The 16,429-nt window shown below is 54.7% G+C and carries 20 protein-coding genes; 12 read left to right on the top strand and 8 right to left on the bottom strand.

The window, feature by feature from the left end; translation table 11 throughout:
* Positions 1 to 48: 48 nt before the first annotated feature.
* Complete coding sequence (locus ACRQ84_RS03650) at positions 49 to 1,305, bottom strand: mechanosensitive ion channel family protein (protein WP_483817200.1); 1,257 nt, start codon at positions 1,303 to 1,305, stop codon at positions 49 to 51.
* 204 nt (positions 1,306 to 1,509) lie between these two features.
* Between ACRQ84_RS03650 and ACRQ84_RS03655 the strand changes: the two genes are divergently transcribed.
* The gene (locus ACRQ84_RS03655; RefSeq protein ID WP_483817201.1) at positions 1,510 to 1,707 is read left to right on the top strand and encodes a DUF6404 family protein; all 198 of its coding nucleotides are present in this window, start codon (positions 1,510 to 1,512) and stop codon (positions 1,705 to 1,707) included.
* A gap of 50 nt (positions 1,708 to 1,757) precedes the next feature.
* Here ACRQ84_RS03655 and ACRQ84_RS03660 read toward each other — a convergent pair whose 3' ends face one another.
* The 3 genes from ACRQ84_RS03660 to ACRQ84_RS03670 form a co-directional block, all read right to left on the bottom strand.
* Positions 1,758 to 2,006, bottom strand: a complete 249-nt coding sequence (locus ACRQ84_RS03660) for a CsbD family protein (RefSeq protein WP_007891510.1) — start codon at positions 2,004 to 2,006, stop codon at positions 1,758 to 1,760.
* A gap of 128 nt (positions 2,007 to 2,134) precedes the next feature.
* The gene (locus ACRQ84_RS03665; protein ID WP_483817878.1) at positions 2,135 to 2,686 is read right to left on the bottom strand and encodes a hypothetical protein; all 552 of its coding nucleotides are present in this window, start codon (positions 2,684 to 2,686) and stop codon (positions 2,135 to 2,137) included.
* Positions 2,687 to 2,747: 61 nt separating this feature from the next.
* The gene (locus ACRQ84_RS03670; RefSeq protein ID WP_064741212.1) at positions 2,748 to 3,077 is read right to left on the bottom strand and encodes a hypothetical protein; all 330 of its coding nucleotides are present in this window, start codon (positions 3,075 to 3,077) and stop codon (positions 2,748 to 2,750) included.
* 199 nt (positions 3,078 to 3,276) lie between these two features.
* Here ACRQ84_RS03670 and ACRQ84_RS03675 point away from each other — a divergent pair, with 199 nt between their 5' ends.
* Both ACRQ84_RS03675 and ACRQ84_RS03680 read left to right on the top strand, forming a co-directional pair.
* Positions 3,277 to 3,456, top strand: coding sequence for a hypothetical protein (locus tag ACRQ84_RS03675; protein ID WP_064740921.1), 180 nt, complete (start codon positions 3,277 to 3,279; stop codon positions 3,454 to 3,456).
* 184 nt (positions 3,457 to 3,640) lie between these two features.
* Complete coding sequence (locus ACRQ84_RS03680) at positions 3,641 to 4,024, top strand: hypothetical protein (RefSeq protein WP_483817202.1); 384 nt, start codon at positions 3,641 to 3,643, stop codon at positions 4,022 to 4,024.
* Between the two features lies 1 nt (position 4,025).
* Here ACRQ84_RS03680 and ACRQ84_RS03685 read toward each other — a convergent pair whose 3' ends face one another.
* Together ACRQ84_RS03685 and ldcA are read right to left on the bottom strand one after the other, a co-directional pair.
* The gene (locus ACRQ84_RS03685; RefSeq protein ID WP_064740923.1) at positions 4,026 to 4,688 is read right to left on the bottom strand and encodes an MBL fold metallo-hydrolase; all 663 of its coding nucleotides are present in this window, start codon (positions 4,686 to 4,688) and stop codon (positions 4,026 to 4,028) included.
* 23 nt (positions 4,689 to 4,711) lie between these two features.
* Positions 4,712 to 5,635: a muramoyltetrapeptide carboxypeptidase gene (gene ldcA, locus ACRQ84_RS03690; protein WP_483817203.1), complete on the bottom strand. Its 924-nt coding sequence runs from the start codon at positions 5,633 to 5,635 to the stop codon at positions 4,712 to 4,714.
* 180 nt (positions 5,636 to 5,815) lie between these two features.
* Here ldcA and emtA point away from each other — a divergent pair, with 180 nt between their 5' ends.
* Positions 5,816 to 6,427: a membrane-bound lytic murein transglycosylase EmtA gene (emtA, locus tag ACRQ84_RS03695; protein ID WP_064740925.1), complete on the top strand. Its 612-nt coding sequence runs from the start codon at positions 5,816 to 5,818 to the stop codon at positions 6,425 to 6,427.
* 49 nt (positions 6,428 to 6,476) lie between these two features.
* On the opposite strand, the gene ACRQ84_RS03700 is transcribed toward emtA, so the two are convergent.
* Positions 6,477 to 7,427 carry a sugar-binding transcriptional regulator gene (locus ACRQ84_RS03700; protein WP_483817204.1) on the bottom strand — a complete coding sequence of 317 codons (951 nt, stop codon included), beginning with the start codon at positions 7,425 to 7,427 and terminating at the stop codon, positions 6,477 to 6,479.
* Between the two features lie 183 nt (positions 7,428 to 7,610).
* On the opposite strand from ACRQ84_RS03700, the gene ACRQ84_RS03705 reads away from it, so the two are divergent.
* From ACRQ84_RS03705 to ACRQ84_RS03735, 7 genes are all read left to right on the top strand, one after another.
* Positions 7,611 to 8,552: a D-ribose ABC transporter substrate-binding protein gene (locus ACRQ84_RS03705; protein ID WP_064740927.1), complete on the top strand. Its 942-nt coding sequence runs from the start codon at positions 7,611 to 7,613 to the stop codon at positions 8,550 to 8,552.
* Positions 8,553 to 8,565: 13 nt separating this feature from the next.
* Positions 8,566 to 9,177 (top strand): DUF2291 family protein, encoded by a 612-nt coding sequence (locus ACRQ84_RS03710; RefSeq protein WP_483817205.1) that lies wholly within the window; start codon positions 8,566 to 8,568, stop codon positions 9,175 to 9,177.
* Positions 9,177 to 10,691, top strand: coding sequence for a sugar ABC transporter ATP-binding protein (locus ACRQ84_RS03715; RefSeq protein WP_483817206.1), 1,515 nt, complete (start codon positions 9,177 to 9,179; stop codon positions 10,689 to 10,691). The genes ACRQ84_RS03710 and ACRQ84_RS03715 overlap by 1 nt, the downstream gene beginning before the upstream one ends.
* A gap of 1 nt (position 10,692) precedes the next feature.
* Complete coding sequence (locus ACRQ84_RS03720) at positions 10,693 to 11,799, top strand: ABC transporter permease (protein WP_064740930.1); 1,107 nt, start codon at positions 10,693 to 10,695, stop codon at positions 11,797 to 11,799.
* Between the two features lie 88 nt (positions 11,800 to 11,887).
* Positions 11,888 to 12,721, top strand: coding sequence for a transketolase (locus ACRQ84_RS03725; RefSeq protein WP_064740931.1), 834 nt, complete (start codon positions 11,888 to 11,890; stop codon positions 12,719 to 12,721).
* Positions 12,714 to 13,658: a transketolase family protein gene (locus ACRQ84_RS03730; RefSeq protein ID WP_483817207.1), complete on the top strand. Its 945-nt coding sequence runs from the start codon at positions 12,714 to 12,716 to the stop codon at positions 13,656 to 13,658. Before ACRQ84_RS03725 ends, ACRQ84_RS03730 begins: the two co-directional genes overlap by 8 nt.
* Before the next feature lie 2 nt (positions 13,659 to 13,660).
* Positions 13,661 to 15,148 (top strand): FGGY family carbohydrate kinase, encoded by a 1,488-nt coding sequence (locus ACRQ84_RS03735; protein WP_483817208.1) that lies wholly within the window; start codon positions 13,661 to 13,663, stop codon positions 15,146 to 15,148.
* A gap of 51 nt (positions 15,149 to 15,199) precedes the next feature.
* Here the strand turns inward: ACRQ84_RS03735 and ACRQ84_RS03740 are convergent, their stop codons facing one another.
* On the bottom strand, positions 15,200 to 15,934 hold the full coding sequence (locus ACRQ84_RS03740) for a flagellar brake protein (RefSeq protein WP_483817209.1): 735 nt from the start codon (positions 15,932 to 15,934) through the stop codon (positions 15,200 to 15,202).
* Between the two features lie 186 nt (positions 15,935 to 16,120).
* On the opposite strand from ACRQ84_RS03740, the gene ACRQ84_RS03745 reads away from it, so the two are divergent.
* The gene (locus ACRQ84_RS03745; protein WP_008102737.1) at positions 16,121 to 16,369 is read left to right on the top strand and encodes a GlsB/YeaQ/YmgE family stress response membrane protein; all 249 of its coding nucleotides are present in this window, start codon (positions 16,121 to 16,123) and stop codon (positions 16,367 to 16,369) included.
* The last annotated feature ends 60 nt before the right edge of the window (positions 16,370 to 16,429 follow it).

The raw sequence follows: 16,429 nt of genomic DNA on the forward strand, positions 1-16,429 counted from the left end.
TATCAAAAAAATAACGGGAGCCATGGGCTCCCGTTTTGATGGCTTGCATCAATCGACTTGCTGCTCATTGGGTTTGGCCAACTGCGCCCGCTCCTGCGACAACCGCCAGAAATCGCTGCCGCCCGGCTGCTGGTACATCCGTAGCGAGAAGTGACCCACTATCGCGTAAATATATTCGAATATAGCCGACTGGGAGTTCTCGTAATCCACCCACAGCACTGACGAGGTGAAGCAATACACTTCAACCGGTAAGCCCTCAGGCGACGGTTTCATGGCGCGCACCACGATATACATGTCCTTTTTGATATCATCGCGCTGCGACAGCCATGCCGTCAGGTATTTACGAAATACCGTCAAATTGGTAATGCCGTTTTCAGCAAACCAGCGTTCGCCTACTGCATTGCTATCGCGGCCATCCATCAGTGCTGAAAGTTGCTCACTGACGCCACGGATTTGGCTCATTTGCTGCACCATGTCGTGATCGAGAAAGCGTATCGACATCTGATCAAGATGAAAACTGCGCATGATGCGGCGAGCGCCCGAAGAGAACATCGCTTGCCAGTTGGTGTAGGTTTCCGTGAGGAAGTTTTTGGTGGGGATGCGCGACAGCGTATTGTCCCAGTTACGAATGGTGATGGTGTGCAGCGCGATATCGATCACTTCGCCGCTGATGCCGTTATCCGGCATCTCAATCCAGTCGCCAAGTTGCAACACATCGTTTGATGAAACCTGAATATTGGCCACCAGCGACATCAGCGTGTGCTGGAACACCAACATCAATACCGCCGCGACCGCACCCAAACTGGAGATAATAATCACCGGCGATTTATTCGACATAATCGCCAGAATCATGATCGCCGAAATAATGTGCACCAGAATTTTGCCGACCTGAATATAACCTTTGATCGAGTGATTCTTGCGTTTGGCTTTTTTCGAATAGGAGTTATTAACAATCTCCAGTACTTCGGTAAAGAACAGCGATAAATAGACGAAGAACAAAATGCCGCAGATGGTCTTTATCGCTATCAGCAAATGCTCAGGTAAATCCGGCATAAATTGCAGCAGGTAATAAACCGTGATCACCGGGATAAAGTTGGAGAGCTTCTCCGACAGCCTGACGTCCTTATCCAGCGGCACCTGATTCTTGTGCGTGCTGAAGAACACCTTTCTGACCACCTTAACGATAAAGAATTTACAGATAAGATGAGCAATCATGCCGGCAAACATCAGTAATAGCAGGCTAAAAGCGGCCGAAAGCACCGTGTTGCCCTCAATAAAATTTTGTATCTTGCTTAAGTAATTCATTTCAACCACATGCCGGACAGTGTTGGCGGGAATTCAAACATAAACACGCCGAAGGCGATATACGACGCGTGCGCAATAGTCTACATCATCTCTGGTTTACATTCCCTTTCGCAGAAATTTGAAATCGATAGCAATTAAGCGTTAGCGACAGTGTGTCTTACCCATTAACCCGCTATCTTCAACGCTTACGATTTAGGAGGTGGTATGCAAGGTGTCATCAAGTTCGTCAAAGGCTGGTTGCTGTTTTCCCTGTTGTGGGGCGTTTTTATGTGGTTTGTGTCGTGGCAGGCGCAGGGTAAAGAGTTTGGCATGGTAATCGTGATGAGCTTGTATGCGGGATTGATATACCAGGCGCTGATGACCATGGTTGCACGCTATAAGGCGCGGCGTTCGCAGGCTTGAGCGTTACAGATTAACGAGTAACGGGGCCAGCACGGCCCCGTTTTGACGGATTATTTCCGTCCGAGCAGAAAACCGACAATCACACCAATGCTGGCTGCAACTGCCAGGCCGGTCGCGGGATTATCGCGTACCGATTTCACCACACAATCCGCTGCGTCCTGAACCGCATAGCTGGCCTGAGCCGGATAACGACGCGCCGCGCCTTTAGCTTGCTGGCGGCGTGAGCCGGTGAATTCGCCAAATTTTTCCTGTACGGCACCTGCCGCTTCATTCAATTTTGCTTCCGCTTTGTCGCTCATAATAACTCCCTGATAGTGGTGAATGTCCTGTAAAGCGTAGTCAGAGAAACTGTAGTCAGCAAATGACGCAGCGGTAAAGGTTGTAACAGCAGTTTGCAGTACGCGAAAATTCTGTCTCTTGCAGAAAGCTATTCGTTTCCACGATAAGCCGGATACCAGCTGACCAAAAAGTGGCGCAGATGATCAAAACACCATTCGGCATCATCGGCTTGCTGGCAATAGTAGCGTATGGTCACTTTCTCATAGCGCAGATGGCGCTGCTGCAGCGGTGACCAGCCCCAATCGAGCACGGCACGTGCGTAATTGATCAGCGTGCCACTCTGCATATTGTGCTGCTTCTCTTGCCGACTCAGGTAGATCTCAAACGCCCGATCGAGATTTTGCGTCTCTTCCGTGTTGAAGCCAGCGATGGTCGGGCGAAACGCCACGTCGATAAAACCACACACGCCATCTTCACGCTGCTGCCAATCGCAGGCGAGCGTCATAAACAAGCCATCCTGCAAATTCACCTCTTCCAGCAGACGCCGCATATTTTCGGAATGTTTACCTGCGCTGATTTCATCAATACGATCGGTTTCCTGCGTGAGGTCAAATCCACAGGGATTAAGCGTGCCATTAGTATTGGTGGTGGCCGGGAAGGGGAAATCGATATAGCCGTTGTTATCCAGACTTTTTTCCATCATGCAGGTCCGCAGCGTGAGATGGGCAGACAATAAACCATCTCGCGCTGCGACGCACGGCTTATGGGCACGTCCAGGTGATCATGGTGTTCTGATAGGGATTGATCAGGCGGAATTGTTTATCCGACAAACGCTGCGCGTACAGGCCTTCAGCGGTGACGGCCGAGGGCACATATTGAAAACGATCGGTGGAGTGCAACGTTCCGCTTTGCACTTTTACCCCATCGCGCGACACAGCGAAGGCGCTCACCAAATCAAAGATGCGCGCTTGGGTATTGCCCATCGATTGTCCATAAATCGTCGACACTTCGCCCGGACAATCGACACCTTTCGGCGAGGAACTGCAGCCAGCTAAAACTAAAAGGGTGAGTACAACCGTAATTCGCCACATGAGCACCTGCTTCTTTCCCTGGTTTGCAATGGCACGCCAATGCGTACTGATAAGTGGATCATAGCAGGTCTGACGCTGCTTCCCATTTGTCATTTGTATAATCGTTAAGCGGAAGGAATGTTAAGGGGTGACTTTAGTAGCAGAGAAACGGTATTCTTGCCAGCGTTGCGCATCAGGTAAGCAAAACAAGGGTAAATGAATGAAAGAAGAAGAAGCGAGTTTAATGATTCTTCAGCACGCGATTGACAAATTAGAAGCCGACAAAAAAAAGCAGGTCATGAACTGCGTAGCGGCCATCCAGGAAGTAATGCAGCGTTTTGATGCCGACGAGGCCGGGCTGGCATTGATGTTAGTCGCGGCACAAGTGGCTGCTGAGTAGTTTCCTCTTCCCTACCATCCCGTCGCGTACTCTGTAAAATGGCATTGCTGCTGTTAAGTCGAAAGACTTACCGCAGCAGCAATGCCATTACGTCTTCATCTTTCTGCTGCCTGGCATTCAATATGTGCTACCCTTCTGTAGAAAATACCAACGAAATCATCATGTAACCTCAGCGGAGAATCCAATGAAGGCGATAATAATGGCCGTTGGCGTGCTGGCTTGTCAGATTGCGCCCGCCTGGAGCGAAACCGAATATCAAATCACCTGTCCCGGTCGTCCCACTATGACGGTATCGCGTGCCGAATATGGTTTGAGCACTTTAATGTGGCCCACGCGCCATTTCCAGATTGCTGCCGGACAGCAGCGTACCAGCCTGAAAGGCGGTGACAAAGTCGCCATCACCCGTTTTCGCAATGGCGATCAGCTAATCGTGAATAAAAATAACGATGAAACCTTCTTCGTCTATGCCAACAGCAACAAGTTGCTGCCCTGTAGCCGCACCGATCAACGTGACGCGCAGATTCTTTCGCTGGAACGCGACGACGACAGCGCACGTCCTCACTCGTGACTTAAATCAGTTGCCGTTGGCGCAGATCCAGCGGTGACTGTTCCGCCTCATCAATCGCTGCGAGCCAGCTCTGCAAGTTCACTTTTGCCCATGAAAGATGGCCGCGCGTGGTGCTCATTAACACCACATCGGGACGCAATGAGCGGTAAAGCTCCAGCGACTGCTGCAATTCGGTGGGATTACTTTCCGGCATCAGCACGCTGATCCAGCGGTTGTAGTCGCGGGTAAGCGTATCGCCAACGAAAAGATACGTGTGGCCCAGCGGCGAGTGATAGAGATAGCTGCTACTGCCGGGCGTATGACCGGGCGTTGGCAACAGGTGAAAATCGCCGAAGTGCGTCTCTTGCTGGGTGAAGGTTTCGTCAGGCTCAATCACCAAACTGACCGGACCCAGCGAACGACTGTGACAATAAAGCGCGCTATTAAAGCGTTGCTGAATAGCGATTGCGCCTGGCGCGGCTTCATGCCAGTGGGTGAAATAGTGGCGAATAATACCGCCGGCATCATTGATGAATTCATGGTCGAGCGGATGCTCCACGCGACCAATCAATAAATTGCCACGTGGATGGCACAGCATAAAGCCATGCATCATTAAATCACTCGCCGTCTCTTCAGCGGGGAATTCTGGGGTGGAGATCCACAAGTCGTCGTACAGTGGCTTCAATGTCGGTCTCCTGCGGCAAAACGTTAGCGCAATGTCGGGTGGCCGGTGAAGGCGAACTGTGCTTCTCCCTTCTCAATCTGCAACGTGGCGCTGGCACCGAGCGGCAATGTCACAGTATCGGCATCGTGGCCAAAAGCCAGATCGCTGATCACCGGAATCTGGAACTCGTCACGGATGCGCTGCCACACGGTGGCAAAATCAAAACCGTTGTCGTACGCCGACAGCGTGGTGCTGGTAAAGCTGCCGGTAATAATCGCTTGCTGGCGTGACAAGATGCCACTTTGCTGCAGCTGGATCAGCATCCGTTCGATGCGGAACGGATGCTCGTTCACATCCTCGATCACCAAAATGCCACCTTCGATTTGCGGCATCCACGGCGTACCAATCAGCGAGCAAATCATCGCTAAATTGCCGCCCCACAAGGTGCCTTGCCAGCGACCGTGGTCCGGGCTTTCGCTGCGCCAACTCAGATTAACTGTAGGTGATGTTAGCGTTTGCCAAAAGTGCGATAGGGTAAAATCAGATAATGTCTCTGCGCCGAAATTACCGGCCAGCATCGGGCCACTGAAAGTAATAAGCCCGCTATGCGACAGTAACGCCAGTTGAATCGCGGTGAAATCGCTGTGTCCGCACAGCGCCACCGGCTGATCAAGCAAGCGACGTTGCAGGCCCGCATAATCGATCTTATCCAGTAATCGTGAGGCACCATAGCCGCCACGTACCGCCAGCACGATATCGGGCAGGGTATCCAGTGTTGCCAACGTATTAATATCATTCAGCCGCTGTGCATCATCACCGGCAAAACGCTGATAGCGGCGGGCGATCGCTGAAAGGTTCTCAAGGTGATGACCTGCGGTCTCTAAACGACTCACCGCGCGTTGGGCGGCATCCTGATTGTGGCAATAACCTGAAGGGGCGATGAGACGTAGCGTGCGGGGCGTAACCATAACTTCCATCCTGCTTAGAGTCGCTGGCCGATGATGACGAAATACGTTATCACAGTCACGGTAGCGTAAGGGTTTTTAACGATTTAGGATAAACGGTAATTTTGCATCGCGCTGCGCCAGGTATGATAGCTTGCGCCAACCTTATTGCGGAACCAAAAATCAGTGAAAATTCGCCTACTTATGCTTTCTGCACTGCTGCTTGCTGGCTGTTCAAGCGAGCCGGAAAAACCGGCACTGCCCGAAAAGAATACGCCGTTAACCCAGGCACCGCCGTCGAAAGTGAATGATGCATGGTCAATGTTTACCGAAGATGCCGCCAGTCATTATGGCGTTGATGAGAAGTTAATCAGCGCCATTATTAGTGTCGAATCCGGCGGCAATCCCACCGTAGTGAGCCGTTCCAATGCGGTCGGTCTGATGCAAATCAAGGCCTCTACTGCGGGCCGCGAAGTCTATCGCACTCAGGGCCGTCATGGTCAGCCTTCCTCTTCTGAGTTGCGCGATCCGGCGAAGAACATCGATATCGGCGCGGCCTACCTTAAAATCCTGCAGGACTCCGCGTTAGCCGGTATCCGCGATCCGCTGACCCTGCGTTACGCCACCATTGTGTCCTATGCCAACGGTGCGGGCGCCTTGCTGCGCACCTTCTCGCGTGACCGCGACCGCGCCATTGCGATGATCAATTCCATGACGCCGAATGAGTTTTACCAGCACGTGCAGAACAAGCATCCAGCGGCGCAGGCCCCGCGCTATTTGTGGAAAGTCACCACCGCCTATCGCACCATCGGTTAATGTTCGTAGGGTCGCCATTCATAGCGACCTTATCAACAACCGCACCACGCTAACCCTCTGCTAATAATCTCGCCGTCGGATAATCGACAATCAACACCTGTACGTAACCGCCGCGTAACGCACCGCGGATCGCCTGGGCCTTCTCTTTGCCGCCCGCTAACGCCACCACCTGCGGGCAGCGTTTCACCTGCTCTAACTCCATGCCGATGACCGGATCTTCTGCCGCGCTGAGCACTGGCTGACCATCGGCGTCGAAATAGTGCAGGCAGATATCGCCCACCGCACCGCGCTCGGCCAGCGTTTGTAGCATCTCACCATCGTAATAGTTGCCGGAATTGCGCAGCAGGGCGGAGGGCTCAAGATCGCCGATGCCGACAATCGCCAGATCCACCTGATCAAACTTCTCCAGTACCACCGCCACATCGGGATTGACCGACAAACGCTGGCGATCCTGCACCGAATGTTCAATCGATTGCGATGGCAGCAGCCACGCCGGGCAATCCAGCAGTGCCGCAAGATTCTGTGTCAGTATAGTGGCCTGCACATTGCCGTTGGCCCCCACGCCACCCAGCAGTTGAATCACCCCTTTACACGGCGCGCTCAACGGATGAAGGGCATCGACCATGGCACGGATCGTGCCGCTCCATGAAGAGATCCCAATCAGCTCGTCGGCACGCACACGTGTTTCCAGATAGTGCGCGGCGGCGGAACCGATCGCCTGTTTGATCTGCAACGCAGAAGCCTGATCTGGCACATCCACCACAATCACTTGCGGCAGTTGATAAAGCTGCTCAAGGGTTTTTTCCAGTTCGGGAAACACATTGGCCGGCGGCACCACGCTGATCTTTACTACCCCTTCTTTCACGCTGCGATTGAGGATGCGCGAGACAAAGGATTGCGACAGCTTCAGCAGTTGCGCAATGTCGGACTGCTTCCTGCCTTCCACATAATAAAGCGTGGCGATTTTCACCATCAGCCGCTGTTCATCCTGTTTTGCCATGGTTTTTTCTCTCTCTTAATCTGCCTGGTATTGTTAATCAGCCGGTCATAAATAACAACGCAGAACATTTTGTGATCGTTTTCGCTTTTTGACGATTGGGCATTGGACGTGCTCAGAAAGCCAGCGCATAGTCATTATGCATATAAAATCGCAATTGAATATATATTCAATCGGAGATAACAAATGAAAGCCTCTGTCCTCAAAGTCTCTCTACTTGCTTCTATCATGATGATGTCAGCGGCGTCGCTGGCAGCGGATAAGGGGTTGCTGGCCATCATTACGCCATCGCATGACAACCCATTCTTTAAAGCCGAAGCCGACGGTGCGCAGGAAAAAGCCAAAGCGCTCGGTTACACCACGCTGGTGGCATCGCATGACGATGACGTCAACAAGCAAAACCAGCTGATTGAAACCGCCATTGCGCGCAAAGCCAAAGCCATCATCCTGGATAACGCCGGCGCTGATGCCACGGTTGGCCCGGTACAAAAAGCCAAAGACGCGGGTATTCCGACCTTCCTCATCGACCGCGAAATCAACAAAACCGGCATCGCCGTGGCACAGATCGTCTCCAACAACTATCAGGGCGCGCAGCTCGGCGCGGAGAAGTTCGCCAAACTGCTGAACGGTAAAGGAGATTATGTTGAGCTGCTGGGCAAAGAGTCGGATACCAACGCGGGCGTACGTTCACAGGGTTATCACGACGTGCTGGATGATTATCCCGACCTGAAAATGGTGGCACAGCAGAGTGCCAACTGGAGCCAGACCGAAGCCTTCAGCCGCATGGAAACCATCCTGCAGAAAAATCCCAACATCGTTGGTGTGATCTCGGGTAACGACACTATGGCGCTGGGTGCGGAAGCGGCGCTGAAAGCGGCCGGTAAAACCAATGTGATCATTGTCGGCTTTGACGGCAGCGATTACACCCGTGACTCCATCATAAATAAAGGCAACATCAAAGCCACCGTCCTGCAGCCGGGCTGGGATCAGGCGCAAATGGCCGTCGAGCAGGTGGATTATTACCTGAAGAATGGTAAAGCGCAGAAAGAAGAGAAGCAGCTGATGGATTGCGTGCTAATTGACGACAGCAACGCCTCGAAGCTGAAAACCTTCAAGCTGGCGCAATAAGGTGGAGGTCGGCATGAAGGGGAAAGCGCTGGGCGGCATGTTGGTCGCGCTGCTGACGCTGATGTTAGCCGCCTGCACCGTGGTGGATCTTGATGCAGACGGCAAGCCCATCATGCCGAAAGATCCTCATGCCAAGCCGGGGTACAGCGATCAAACGCCGCAGCAGATCGCGGAATCAAGCTGGACCAGCCGCGTGCAGCAGCCGGCAGAGAAGCAGGCGCTGAGTTGGGCAGACATGGAAACCAAGAGCCACACCGTCAAAGCGGGCGGCAGCGAGAGCGTGTTTGTGCGCGCGGCGGGCACGGTGACGGCATTTGATCACAGCAATGAACGGGAGCGCAGCCTCACCCTCACCATTAACGGTAAACCGGTGAAGGTATTGATCGGCCCGGTGCTGCGCGGCAACGCCATTCGCGATGCAGCTGGATTCCGCTTCGAAGAGTTCACCAATCAGGTGCAATACGCGCAGCTGACCAAAGCGCTCAACCGCCATGCGGTGAAGCAGCTGCCGACGGTGGATGCCAGCTGGGTGGGCAAACCGGCGCAGGCGCTGCTGGCGGTGAGTATGGGCGCGGGCACGGTGGATGATGTGGTGGCGGTTCACCTGCAGCAGGGGAATCCATAATGAGCGACGAGATTATTCTGCAGGCCAACCAGATGTCGATGCTGTTCCCCGGCACGTTAGCGCTGGACCGGGTGGACTACCGCGTGTGGCGCGGCAAAGTCAATGTCATCATCGGCGAAAACGGTGCCGGAAAATCGACGTTGATGAAGATTCTCGCCGGCGTGCAGCAGCCGAGCAGCGGTGAAATGTTCCTCAACGGCAACAAAGTGGCGTTTCACAGCACGCGTGATGCCGCGCACCACGGCATCGGCATGGTGCATCAGGAGCTCAACCTGTTTGAAAACCTCAGCGTAGCGGAGAACATTTTCCTTGGCCGTGAGATCCAGAGCGGCATTAGGCCCATTAATGAAGCCGAGCAGAAACGCCGAACTGCCGCGCTGATGCAGCGACTCGATCAGCCGATTTCGCCGGATGAGAAGGTCGGCAACCTAAAAGTCGGTCAACAGCAATTGGTGGAGATCGCCAAAGCGCTGGCGGAAGACGCCGACATCCTGATCCTCGATGAGCCCACCTCGGCACTGAGCAAAACCGAAGTGGAGATCCTGTTTCGCGTAATCCGCGAGCTGACGCGGCAGGGCGTTTCCATCATTTATATCTCGCATCGGCTGGAAGAGCTGATGGCGATTGGCGATGTGATAACCATTCTGCGCGACGGGCGCTTTCAGGCCGAAGCGCAGGTTAGCGATATTGATGTGCCGTGGATTGTGCATGAAATGCTCGGTAGCGATCCGGTTAACACCTTCCTGCCGACGCATCGCCAGTTTGGTGCAGCGGTGTTGGAAGCGGAACACATTACCTGCGTCAGCCCCAACGGCAACACGCTGGTGGATGACGTCAGTTTTCAGGTGCGTTCTGGTGAGATCGTCGGCATTTACGGTTTGATGGGCGCGGGGCGCACCGAGTTGTTTGAGTGTCTACTCGGCACGCAACGCAATTATCTCGGCAAGCTGTGGCTCGACAGCAAACCGCTGCCCACGCGTTTGCCAACCGCTGAACGCATCCGCATGGGCATGAGTCTGGTACCGGAAGATCGTAAACGCTCGGGCATTTTTCCCATCTCATCGGTGGCGAGTAATCTGACCATCGCCAGCCTGTGGCGACGTCTTTCACATCGCACTGTGATTTCTGAACAGGCCGAACGCGAAGTGGTGAACAGCACTGTCGGCAATCTGGCAATTAAGATCTCTTCGCCAGACGTTGCCATCAGCGCCTTAAGCGGTGGCAATCAGCAAAAAGTGGTGATTGGCCGTTCGCTGCTGACCAATCCGCGTTTGTTGCTCCTGGATGAGCCAAGTCGTGGTATTGACGTCGGAGCCAAAGCCGAAGTGTTCCGCATGATGGTCAAGCTGTCGGAGCAGGGCATTGCGGTGGTGTTTTCGACTTCCGACCTGAAAGAGATCATGGCCGTCGCCGATCGCATCATTGTGATGTCTGGCGGCAAATTGACTGCTGACCTACCGCGCGCTGAAGCGGAAGAGGCGGCGCTGGTTAAAGCAAGCGCACAAGGGTTCTGATATGAAAAACAACGGCGCGCTCGCGCTCGCATCGCCTGGTAAAGCCTTTAACTCACGCGAAAGCCTGATTCTGCTGCTGCTAAAACTGCGCACCTTTATTGCGCTGTTTTTGATTGTCGGTTTCTTCGCTATTACGGTGCCGGATTTCCTCGCGGTCGGCAGCATGGTGATCATGGTGAAACACATCGCCATTAACGCCTTCCTCGCCCTCGGCATCACCTTTGTCATCATCACTGCAGGTATCGATCTCTCGATCGGTGCCACGCTCGGTTTGTGCGGCATGATTGCCGGCTGGCTGATTACCAAAGGCATTGTGCTGCCGATGTTTGGCATCGCCATCTTCCCCAGCGTGTGGGTGATTGTGCCGATTGTATTGCTGATTGGCGGGATAATTGGCGCGGCAAACGGCTGGATCATTACCCGTTACAACGTGGCGCCGTTCATCTGCACGCTCGGTACCATGTACATCCTGCGCGGCACGGCCATGCTCACCTCGGGCGGCGAAACGTTTCCCGGCCTGCAGGGCAATGACATGCTGGGAAATACCGGATTCGACAAGATTGGCGCGGGCTATTTCCTCGGTTTGCCGTGGGCCATCTGGATGATGGTGCTACTGGCGTTGGTGATCGCTTACGTTGCGCGACGTCTGCCGTTTGGCCGCCAGGTTTACGCCATCGGCGATAACGAACGCGCCGCGGAGCTCTCGGGTGTGAAAGTGAAGTCCGTAAAAATCTGGGTGTATGCCATCTCCGGTTTTTGCGCGGCGATTGCCGGCATCGTGGTCTCGTCACAGCTGGTGGCCAGCCATCCGGCGAACGGGACGTCGTTTGAAATGAACGCGATTGCTGCCGTGGTGCTGGGAGGCACCTCGCTGGCGGGTGGACGCGGCACTATTCTCGGCACGCTGATTGGTGCCTTTGTTATCGGCTTCCTCGCGGACGGTTTGATCATGATGGGCGTTAGCGAGTTCTGGCAAATGGTGATCAAAGGCATCGTCATTATCGTGGCCGTGATCATCGACCAAATGCAGAGCCGTATGCAGCAGAAAGCGGCAGTAGTGGCGCAGAAAGCGCTGATTGAGGAGGGCGGTAGCCCGGCAAAAAGTTAATCGGTTGGGTGCAGGCGCTGATTGTCTGCACCTTTTTTTCATCATTGTGAATAAATATTCATCCGTGCTTTAAAATTCAGAGGTGTCTATGAATCCTTTCAAATACTCGGTAGCGGATCTGGCAGCGAAAGCGCGCGCCGTGCGCCGCCGCATTATCCAGCTGAACGCGGGCAGCCCGGCGGGCGGTCACACCGGTGCCGATCTCTCTCAGGTGGAGATCCTCACCGCGCTCTATTTCCGCATTCTTAACTGCGCGCCCGATCGTACCAACGATCCGCAGCGCGATATCTATATCCAGTCAAAAGGTCATGCGGTGGGTGGTTATTACTGCGTGCTGGCAGAAGCCGGTTATTTCCCCACCGAATGGCTGCCGACATATCAGCATTCAGATTCGCACCTTCCCGGCCATCCGGTACGACAAAAAACGCCGGGCGTTGAGCTGAACACCGGTGCGCTGGGCCACGGTTTACCCGTGGCAGTTGGCATTGCCTTGGCCGCGAAAAAAGATAACAGCGACCGACGCATTTTTGTCGTCACCGGCGACGGTGAACTGGCAGAAGGCAGTAACTGGGAAGCGGCGCTGGTCGCGGCGCATTACGGCCTCGATAACCTGGTGATCATCAACGACAAGAACAAGCTGCAGCTGGCGGGCCATACACGCGACATCATGAACACCGATCCGCTGCCGGATAAATGGCGCGCCTTTGGTCTGGACGTGAGCGAGTGCAATGGCAATGACATGGCTGCTGTGGTGGAGGCCATCGAAAACCTGCCGCGTAACGGCGGCAAGCCACAGGTGATTGTGGCGCATACCGAAAAAGGCTTCGGCATCTCCTTTATTCAGGGCAAACCGGAATGGCATCACCGCGTACCGAAAGGGGAAGAGATTGAGTTGGCACTGGAGGAGTTGAAAGATGAGTAATGCAAAACACCTGGCGACAGTAATGGTCGAGGCATTTATTGATGCGGTTAATCGCGGCGTCGATTTAGTGCCGGTGGTGGCCGATTCCACCTCAACCGCCAAAATTGCGCCTTTTATCAAGGAGTTTCCCGATCGCCTGATCAACGTTGGTATCGCGGAGCAAACGCTGGTCGGCACCGCCGCTGGCCTGGCGATTGGTGGCAAAGTCGCCGTTACCTGTAACGCCGCGCCGTTCCTGGTTTCTCGCGCCAATGAGCAGGTCAAAGTTGATGTCTGCTACAACAATACCAACGTCAAACTGTTTGGCCTGAATGCCGGGGCCAGTTACGGCCCGCTCGCCAGCACCCATCACAGCATCGACGACATTGCAGTGATGCGTGGCTTCGGCAACATCGAAATCTATGCGCCTTCTTGTCCGCTGGAGTGCCGCCAGATTATTGAGTATGCGCTGGCCCACGTCGGCCCGGTATATATCCGTCTCGATGGCAAAGATCTGCCACAGCTGCACGATGAAAACTATCAATTCCGTCCGGGCCAAATCGATGTTTTACGTGAAGGTCATGACATTGTACTGGTGGCGATGGGCTCCACCGTTCACGAGGTGGTTCACGCCGCCGAGCAACTGCATGAGCAAGGCATTACAGCGGGTGTGATCGCCATTCCATCGATTCGACCTTGTGATACCCAACAGCTGCGCGAGCTGTTAAATCACTATCCAGCGGTGATTACCGTGGAGGAGCACAACGTCAACGGCGGCGTCGGCAGTTTGGTCGCTGAAGTGTTAGCGGAAGGCGGTTGTGGCATTCCACTGTTGCGTTTAGGCATCCCCGATGGCGAATACGCGATTGCGGGCGATCGCGCCTCAACCCGCGCGCGTCACGGTATTGATGCCGCCAGCGTGGTGAAGAGTGCAGTGCGCATCTGTGCAGGAGCGTAAAGATGGCAGGTTCGTTAATACTGGCAATTGATGAAGGTACCACCAACGCTAAAGCCATTGCGGTGGATCGCGCCGGAAACGTGGTGGCACGCGGTAGCCAGCCGCTGACGCTGGAACATCCACAGCCCGGACTGGCGGAGCAGGATCCGCTGGCGATTTGGCAGGCGGTGAAACAGGCCGTAAGCGATTGCCTGGCACAGTGCTCAGGTGCTGCGGTAGCAGCGGTGGCGATCAGCAACCAGCGCGAATCGGTGCTGATTTGGCAGCGACATAACGGTGAGCCATTGACTCCGCTGGTGAGTTGGCAGGATCGCCGCTCAGAGGCTTTTTGCCGCGACTTACGCGTGGCGGGTAAAGCGCCGCGCATCACTGGACTCACCGGATTAGCGGTCGACCCGATGTTTCCGGCCGGCAAACTCACTGGCATGCTCGCGACGCTGCCAAATGGATTAGCACGCGCGCAGGCGGGAGAACTCTGCATCGGTACGGTGGATAGCTGGCTCAGTTGGCAGCTGAGCGACGGCGAAAGCTTCGTCACCGATCATGCCAATGCGGCGCGCACTCAACTCTACAATCTGCACAGCGGTGACTGGGATGATGAATTGCTGGCGCTGTTCCATATTCCGCGCGCGGCATTGCCGCAGATTGTGGCCTCCGCCAGCGCGCAAGGCGTGGTAACACGCAATGATATTCCCGGTTTAGCGCCCGGCACGCCGATTTTGTCACGCATCGGCGATTCGCACGCTGCGCTGCAAGCCCAGCGCAACGGCAGCGAAGAGGTGGTCAAAGCCACTTACGGCACCGGTTCATCGCTGATGATGTCGATGGCAACGCCGCTGCTAACGGAAAATGGCCTCAGCACCACGGTGGCGTGGCACGACGGCACGCTGCGCTATGCCTTCGAAGGCAACATTACGCACACCGGTTCCGGTGCGGCGTGGCTCGGCCGCATGCTGGGCATCAATGATCCGCGAGCGCTCACCGCGCTGGCGCAGCGCAGCGAACACAATCAGGGTATTTATTTTGTACCAGCACTCTCGGGCCTGGGTGCGCCCTGGTGGGATTTAAAAGCACGCGGCATGGTGTGCGGGCTAACCGATGCGGCAACGCCAGAGGTACTGGCGCGCGTGGCGCTGGAATCGATCACCTTCCAGATCGCCGACGTGTTTTTTGCCATGGAGCAGGCCAGCGGTGTGCAACTTCCTGCGTTGTGCGTGGATGGTAGCGCCACAGAAAATAGCTGGTTGATGCAGATGCAAGCCGATGTGTTGCAGCGGCCGCTGAAACGCGTGCCGACGCCAGAGGTTTCAGCGCTGGGTGCGGCCCTGTTGGCGGGCCGCACGTTGGGCTGGTGGCAGCAGGGCAGTGAGATGCAGGCGTTACAGGGCGGCAGCGTGATCATGCCGCGTGAGGAACAGGCGCAAAGCATGCAGGAAAATTATCAAGGCTGGCTGGATGCGGTGGCGCGCTGCCGTTTTCAGCCGCATTGACCAGGCGGTCGCCATGAATGGCGACCTACGATTGCACGATGCGCAGCGGGATTACTGGAAACGATTCGCCTTGTCACGTGCCAAACGTTCCAGCGCAAAAATCACCTGCTGTAACTGGCGTTCCTGAATCGGTTCGATGGCGGTAAAGCGGAAGCTGAGGCGCGGTGTAACACGGGTGTCGTTCTTGCTGGTCACCACGGTACGTTCACCAATGTGCAGCAGCTGAGCCGTCACCTCAAAATGACCGTATTCAGCCAGATCGACGCGCAGCTTTTTAAACGTATCGCCGCGATTAAGGCCTTCCGGCAGCGCTTCGTCCAGCAGCACGCCCACGCCACCTAATGAGAGATCCTGCAGGCGGAAACGCGCCGTGCGACCGTCCGGCCACTGGCTGTGGCAATAAAAAACCGGTTCCAATGGCGCATTGACGCGGAAAAATTCACGACGCTGAATCTGCCATACCAGTTCGGGTAGTGAAGCGGCAAAAGCAGGTAAGCCTTCGAATTCAATACGCTGTAAACCGGTTAAACCAAATTCTACTTTGGCACCGTGCGTTTCGGCGGCGATATTCACTTCGCCACCTTGCAGCGCTAAATCGTTATCCAGCGCGTTGCTGCCGAGGTCAAAGATCACCTGATCTTCATCGGCTGACAGCAAGCGGCTGATAAACTGACCGCGCGAGAAATTCACCATCAACAGGGTTTGAAAACGCAACAGGTCTTTCATCACGCCTAAAACAGCTAACGTGCCTCGCTTGAGGTATTGTTCTTTATCGGCTTCACCCACGTCCTGCTCCACTTATCCGATTATTATTTTCACGACTGACAATGCTGTTCGTCTGTTATCGGCGACGCTTCGCTAAGCTTTAGCCTGCGAACGATGATTTACTGTGCTGAATTGCGATGCAGATCAAAAAATCCCGGCTATACTTGTTGCGGTGAACACATTGATTAATAAAGTAAGGAGCAGTAAATGGGTATTCTTTCATGGATTATTTTTGGTCTGATTGCCGGGATTATCGCCAAGTGGATTATGCCGGGTAAAGATGGCGGCGGCTTTATCATTACCGTGGTGCTGGGTGTGGTAGGTGCGGTTGTCGGTGGCTGGATCAGTACCCTGTTTGGTTTCGGTAAAGTTGATGGTTTCAACTTCGGCAGTTTCGTGGTGGCGGTCATTGGCGCCATTGTGGTGCTGTGGATCTACCGTAAAGTGCGAAGTTAACCGCGCAGAGATTTGATGAAATCCGCCATCCCGCAAAGGATGGCGGATTTTTTTATGCCT

It is taken from the genome of Pantoea sp. E2023-21, assembly GCF_051302795.1.
Taxonomy (GTDB): Bacteria; Pseudomonadota; Gammaproteobacteria; order Enterobacterales; family Enterobacteriaceae; genus Pantoea; species Pantoea ludwigii_A.

What these genes read in the sequence shown, in the direction of transcription:
- ACRQ84_RS03710 (WP_483817205.1), top strand. Translation starts at nt 8,566, where the DNA reads ATGAAGGGGAAAGCGCTGGGCGGCATGTTGGTCGCGCTGCTGACGCTG.
- ACRQ84_RS03720 (WP_064740930.1), top strand. Translation starts at nt 10,693, where the DNA reads ATGAAAAACAACGGCGCGCTCGCGCTCGCATCGCCTGGTAAAGCCTTT.
- emtA (WP_064740925.1), top strand. Translation starts at nt 5,816, where the DNA reads ATGCTTTCTGCACTGCTGCTTGCTGGCTGTTCAAGCGAGCCGGAAAAA.
- ACRQ84_RS03670 (WP_064741212.1), bottom strand. Translation starts at nt 3,077, where the DNA reads ATGTGGCGAATTACGGTTGTACTCACCCTTTTAGTTTTAGCTGGCTGC.
- ACRQ84_RS03660 (WP_007891510.1), bottom strand. Translation starts at nt 2,006, where the DNA reads ATGAGCGACAAAGCGGAAGCAAAATTGAATGAAGCGGCAGGTGCCGTA.
- ldcA (WP_483817203.1), bottom strand. Translation starts at nt 5,635, where the DNA reads ATGGTTACGCCCCGCACGCTACGTCTCATCGCCCCTTCAGGTTATTGC.
- ACRQ84_RS03735 (WP_483817208.1), top strand. Translation starts at nt 13,661, where the DNA reads ATGGCAGGTTCGTTAATACTGGCAATTGATGAAGGTACCACCAACGCT.
- ACRQ84_RS03705 (WP_064740927.1), top strand. Translation starts at nt 7,611, where the DNA reads ATGAAAGCCTCTGTCCTCAAAGTCTCTCTACTTGCTTCTATCATGATG.
- ACRQ84_RS03715 (WP_483817206.1), top strand. Translation starts at nt 9,177, where the DNA reads ATGAGCGACGAGATTATTCTGCAGGCCAACCAGATGTCGATGCTGTTC.
- ACRQ84_RS03665 (WP_483817878.1), bottom strand. Translation starts at nt 2,686, where the DNA reads ATGGAAAAAAGTCTGGATAACAACGGCTATATCGATTTCCCCTTCCCG.
- ACRQ84_RS03650 (WP_483817200.1), bottom strand. Translation starts at nt 1,305, where the DNA reads ATGAATTACTTAAGCAAGATACAAAATTTTATTGAGGGCAACACGGTG.
- ACRQ84_RS03680 (WP_483817202.1), top strand. Translation starts at nt 3,641, where the DNA reads ATGAAGGCGATAATAATGGCCGTTGGCGTGCTGGCTTGTCAGATTGCG.
- ACRQ84_RS03700 (WP_483817204.1), bottom strand. Translation starts at nt 7,427, where the DNA reads ATGGCAAAACAGGATGAACAGCGGCTGATGGTGAAAATCGCCACGCTT.
- ACRQ84_RS03730 (WP_483817207.1), top strand. Translation starts at nt 12,714, where the DNA reads ATGAGTAATGCAAAACACCTGGCGACAGTAATGGTCGAGGCATTTATT.
- ACRQ84_RS03745 (WP_008102737.1), top strand. Translation starts at nt 16,121, where the DNA reads ATGGGTATTCTTTCATGGATTATTTTTGGTCTGATTGCCGGGATTATC.
- ACRQ84_RS03725 (WP_064740931.1), top strand. Translation starts at nt 11,888, where the DNA reads ATGAATCCTTTCAAATACTCGGTAGCGGATCTGGCAGCGAAAGCGCGC.
- ACRQ84_RS03655 (WP_483817201.1), top strand. Translation starts at nt 1,510, where the DNA reads ATGCAAGGTGTCATCAAGTTCGTCAAAGGCTGGTTGCTGTTTTCCCTG.
- ACRQ84_RS03675 (WP_064740921.1), top strand. Translation starts at nt 3,277, where the DNA reads ATGAAAGAAGAAGAAGCGAGTTTAATGATTCTTCAGCACGCGATTGAC.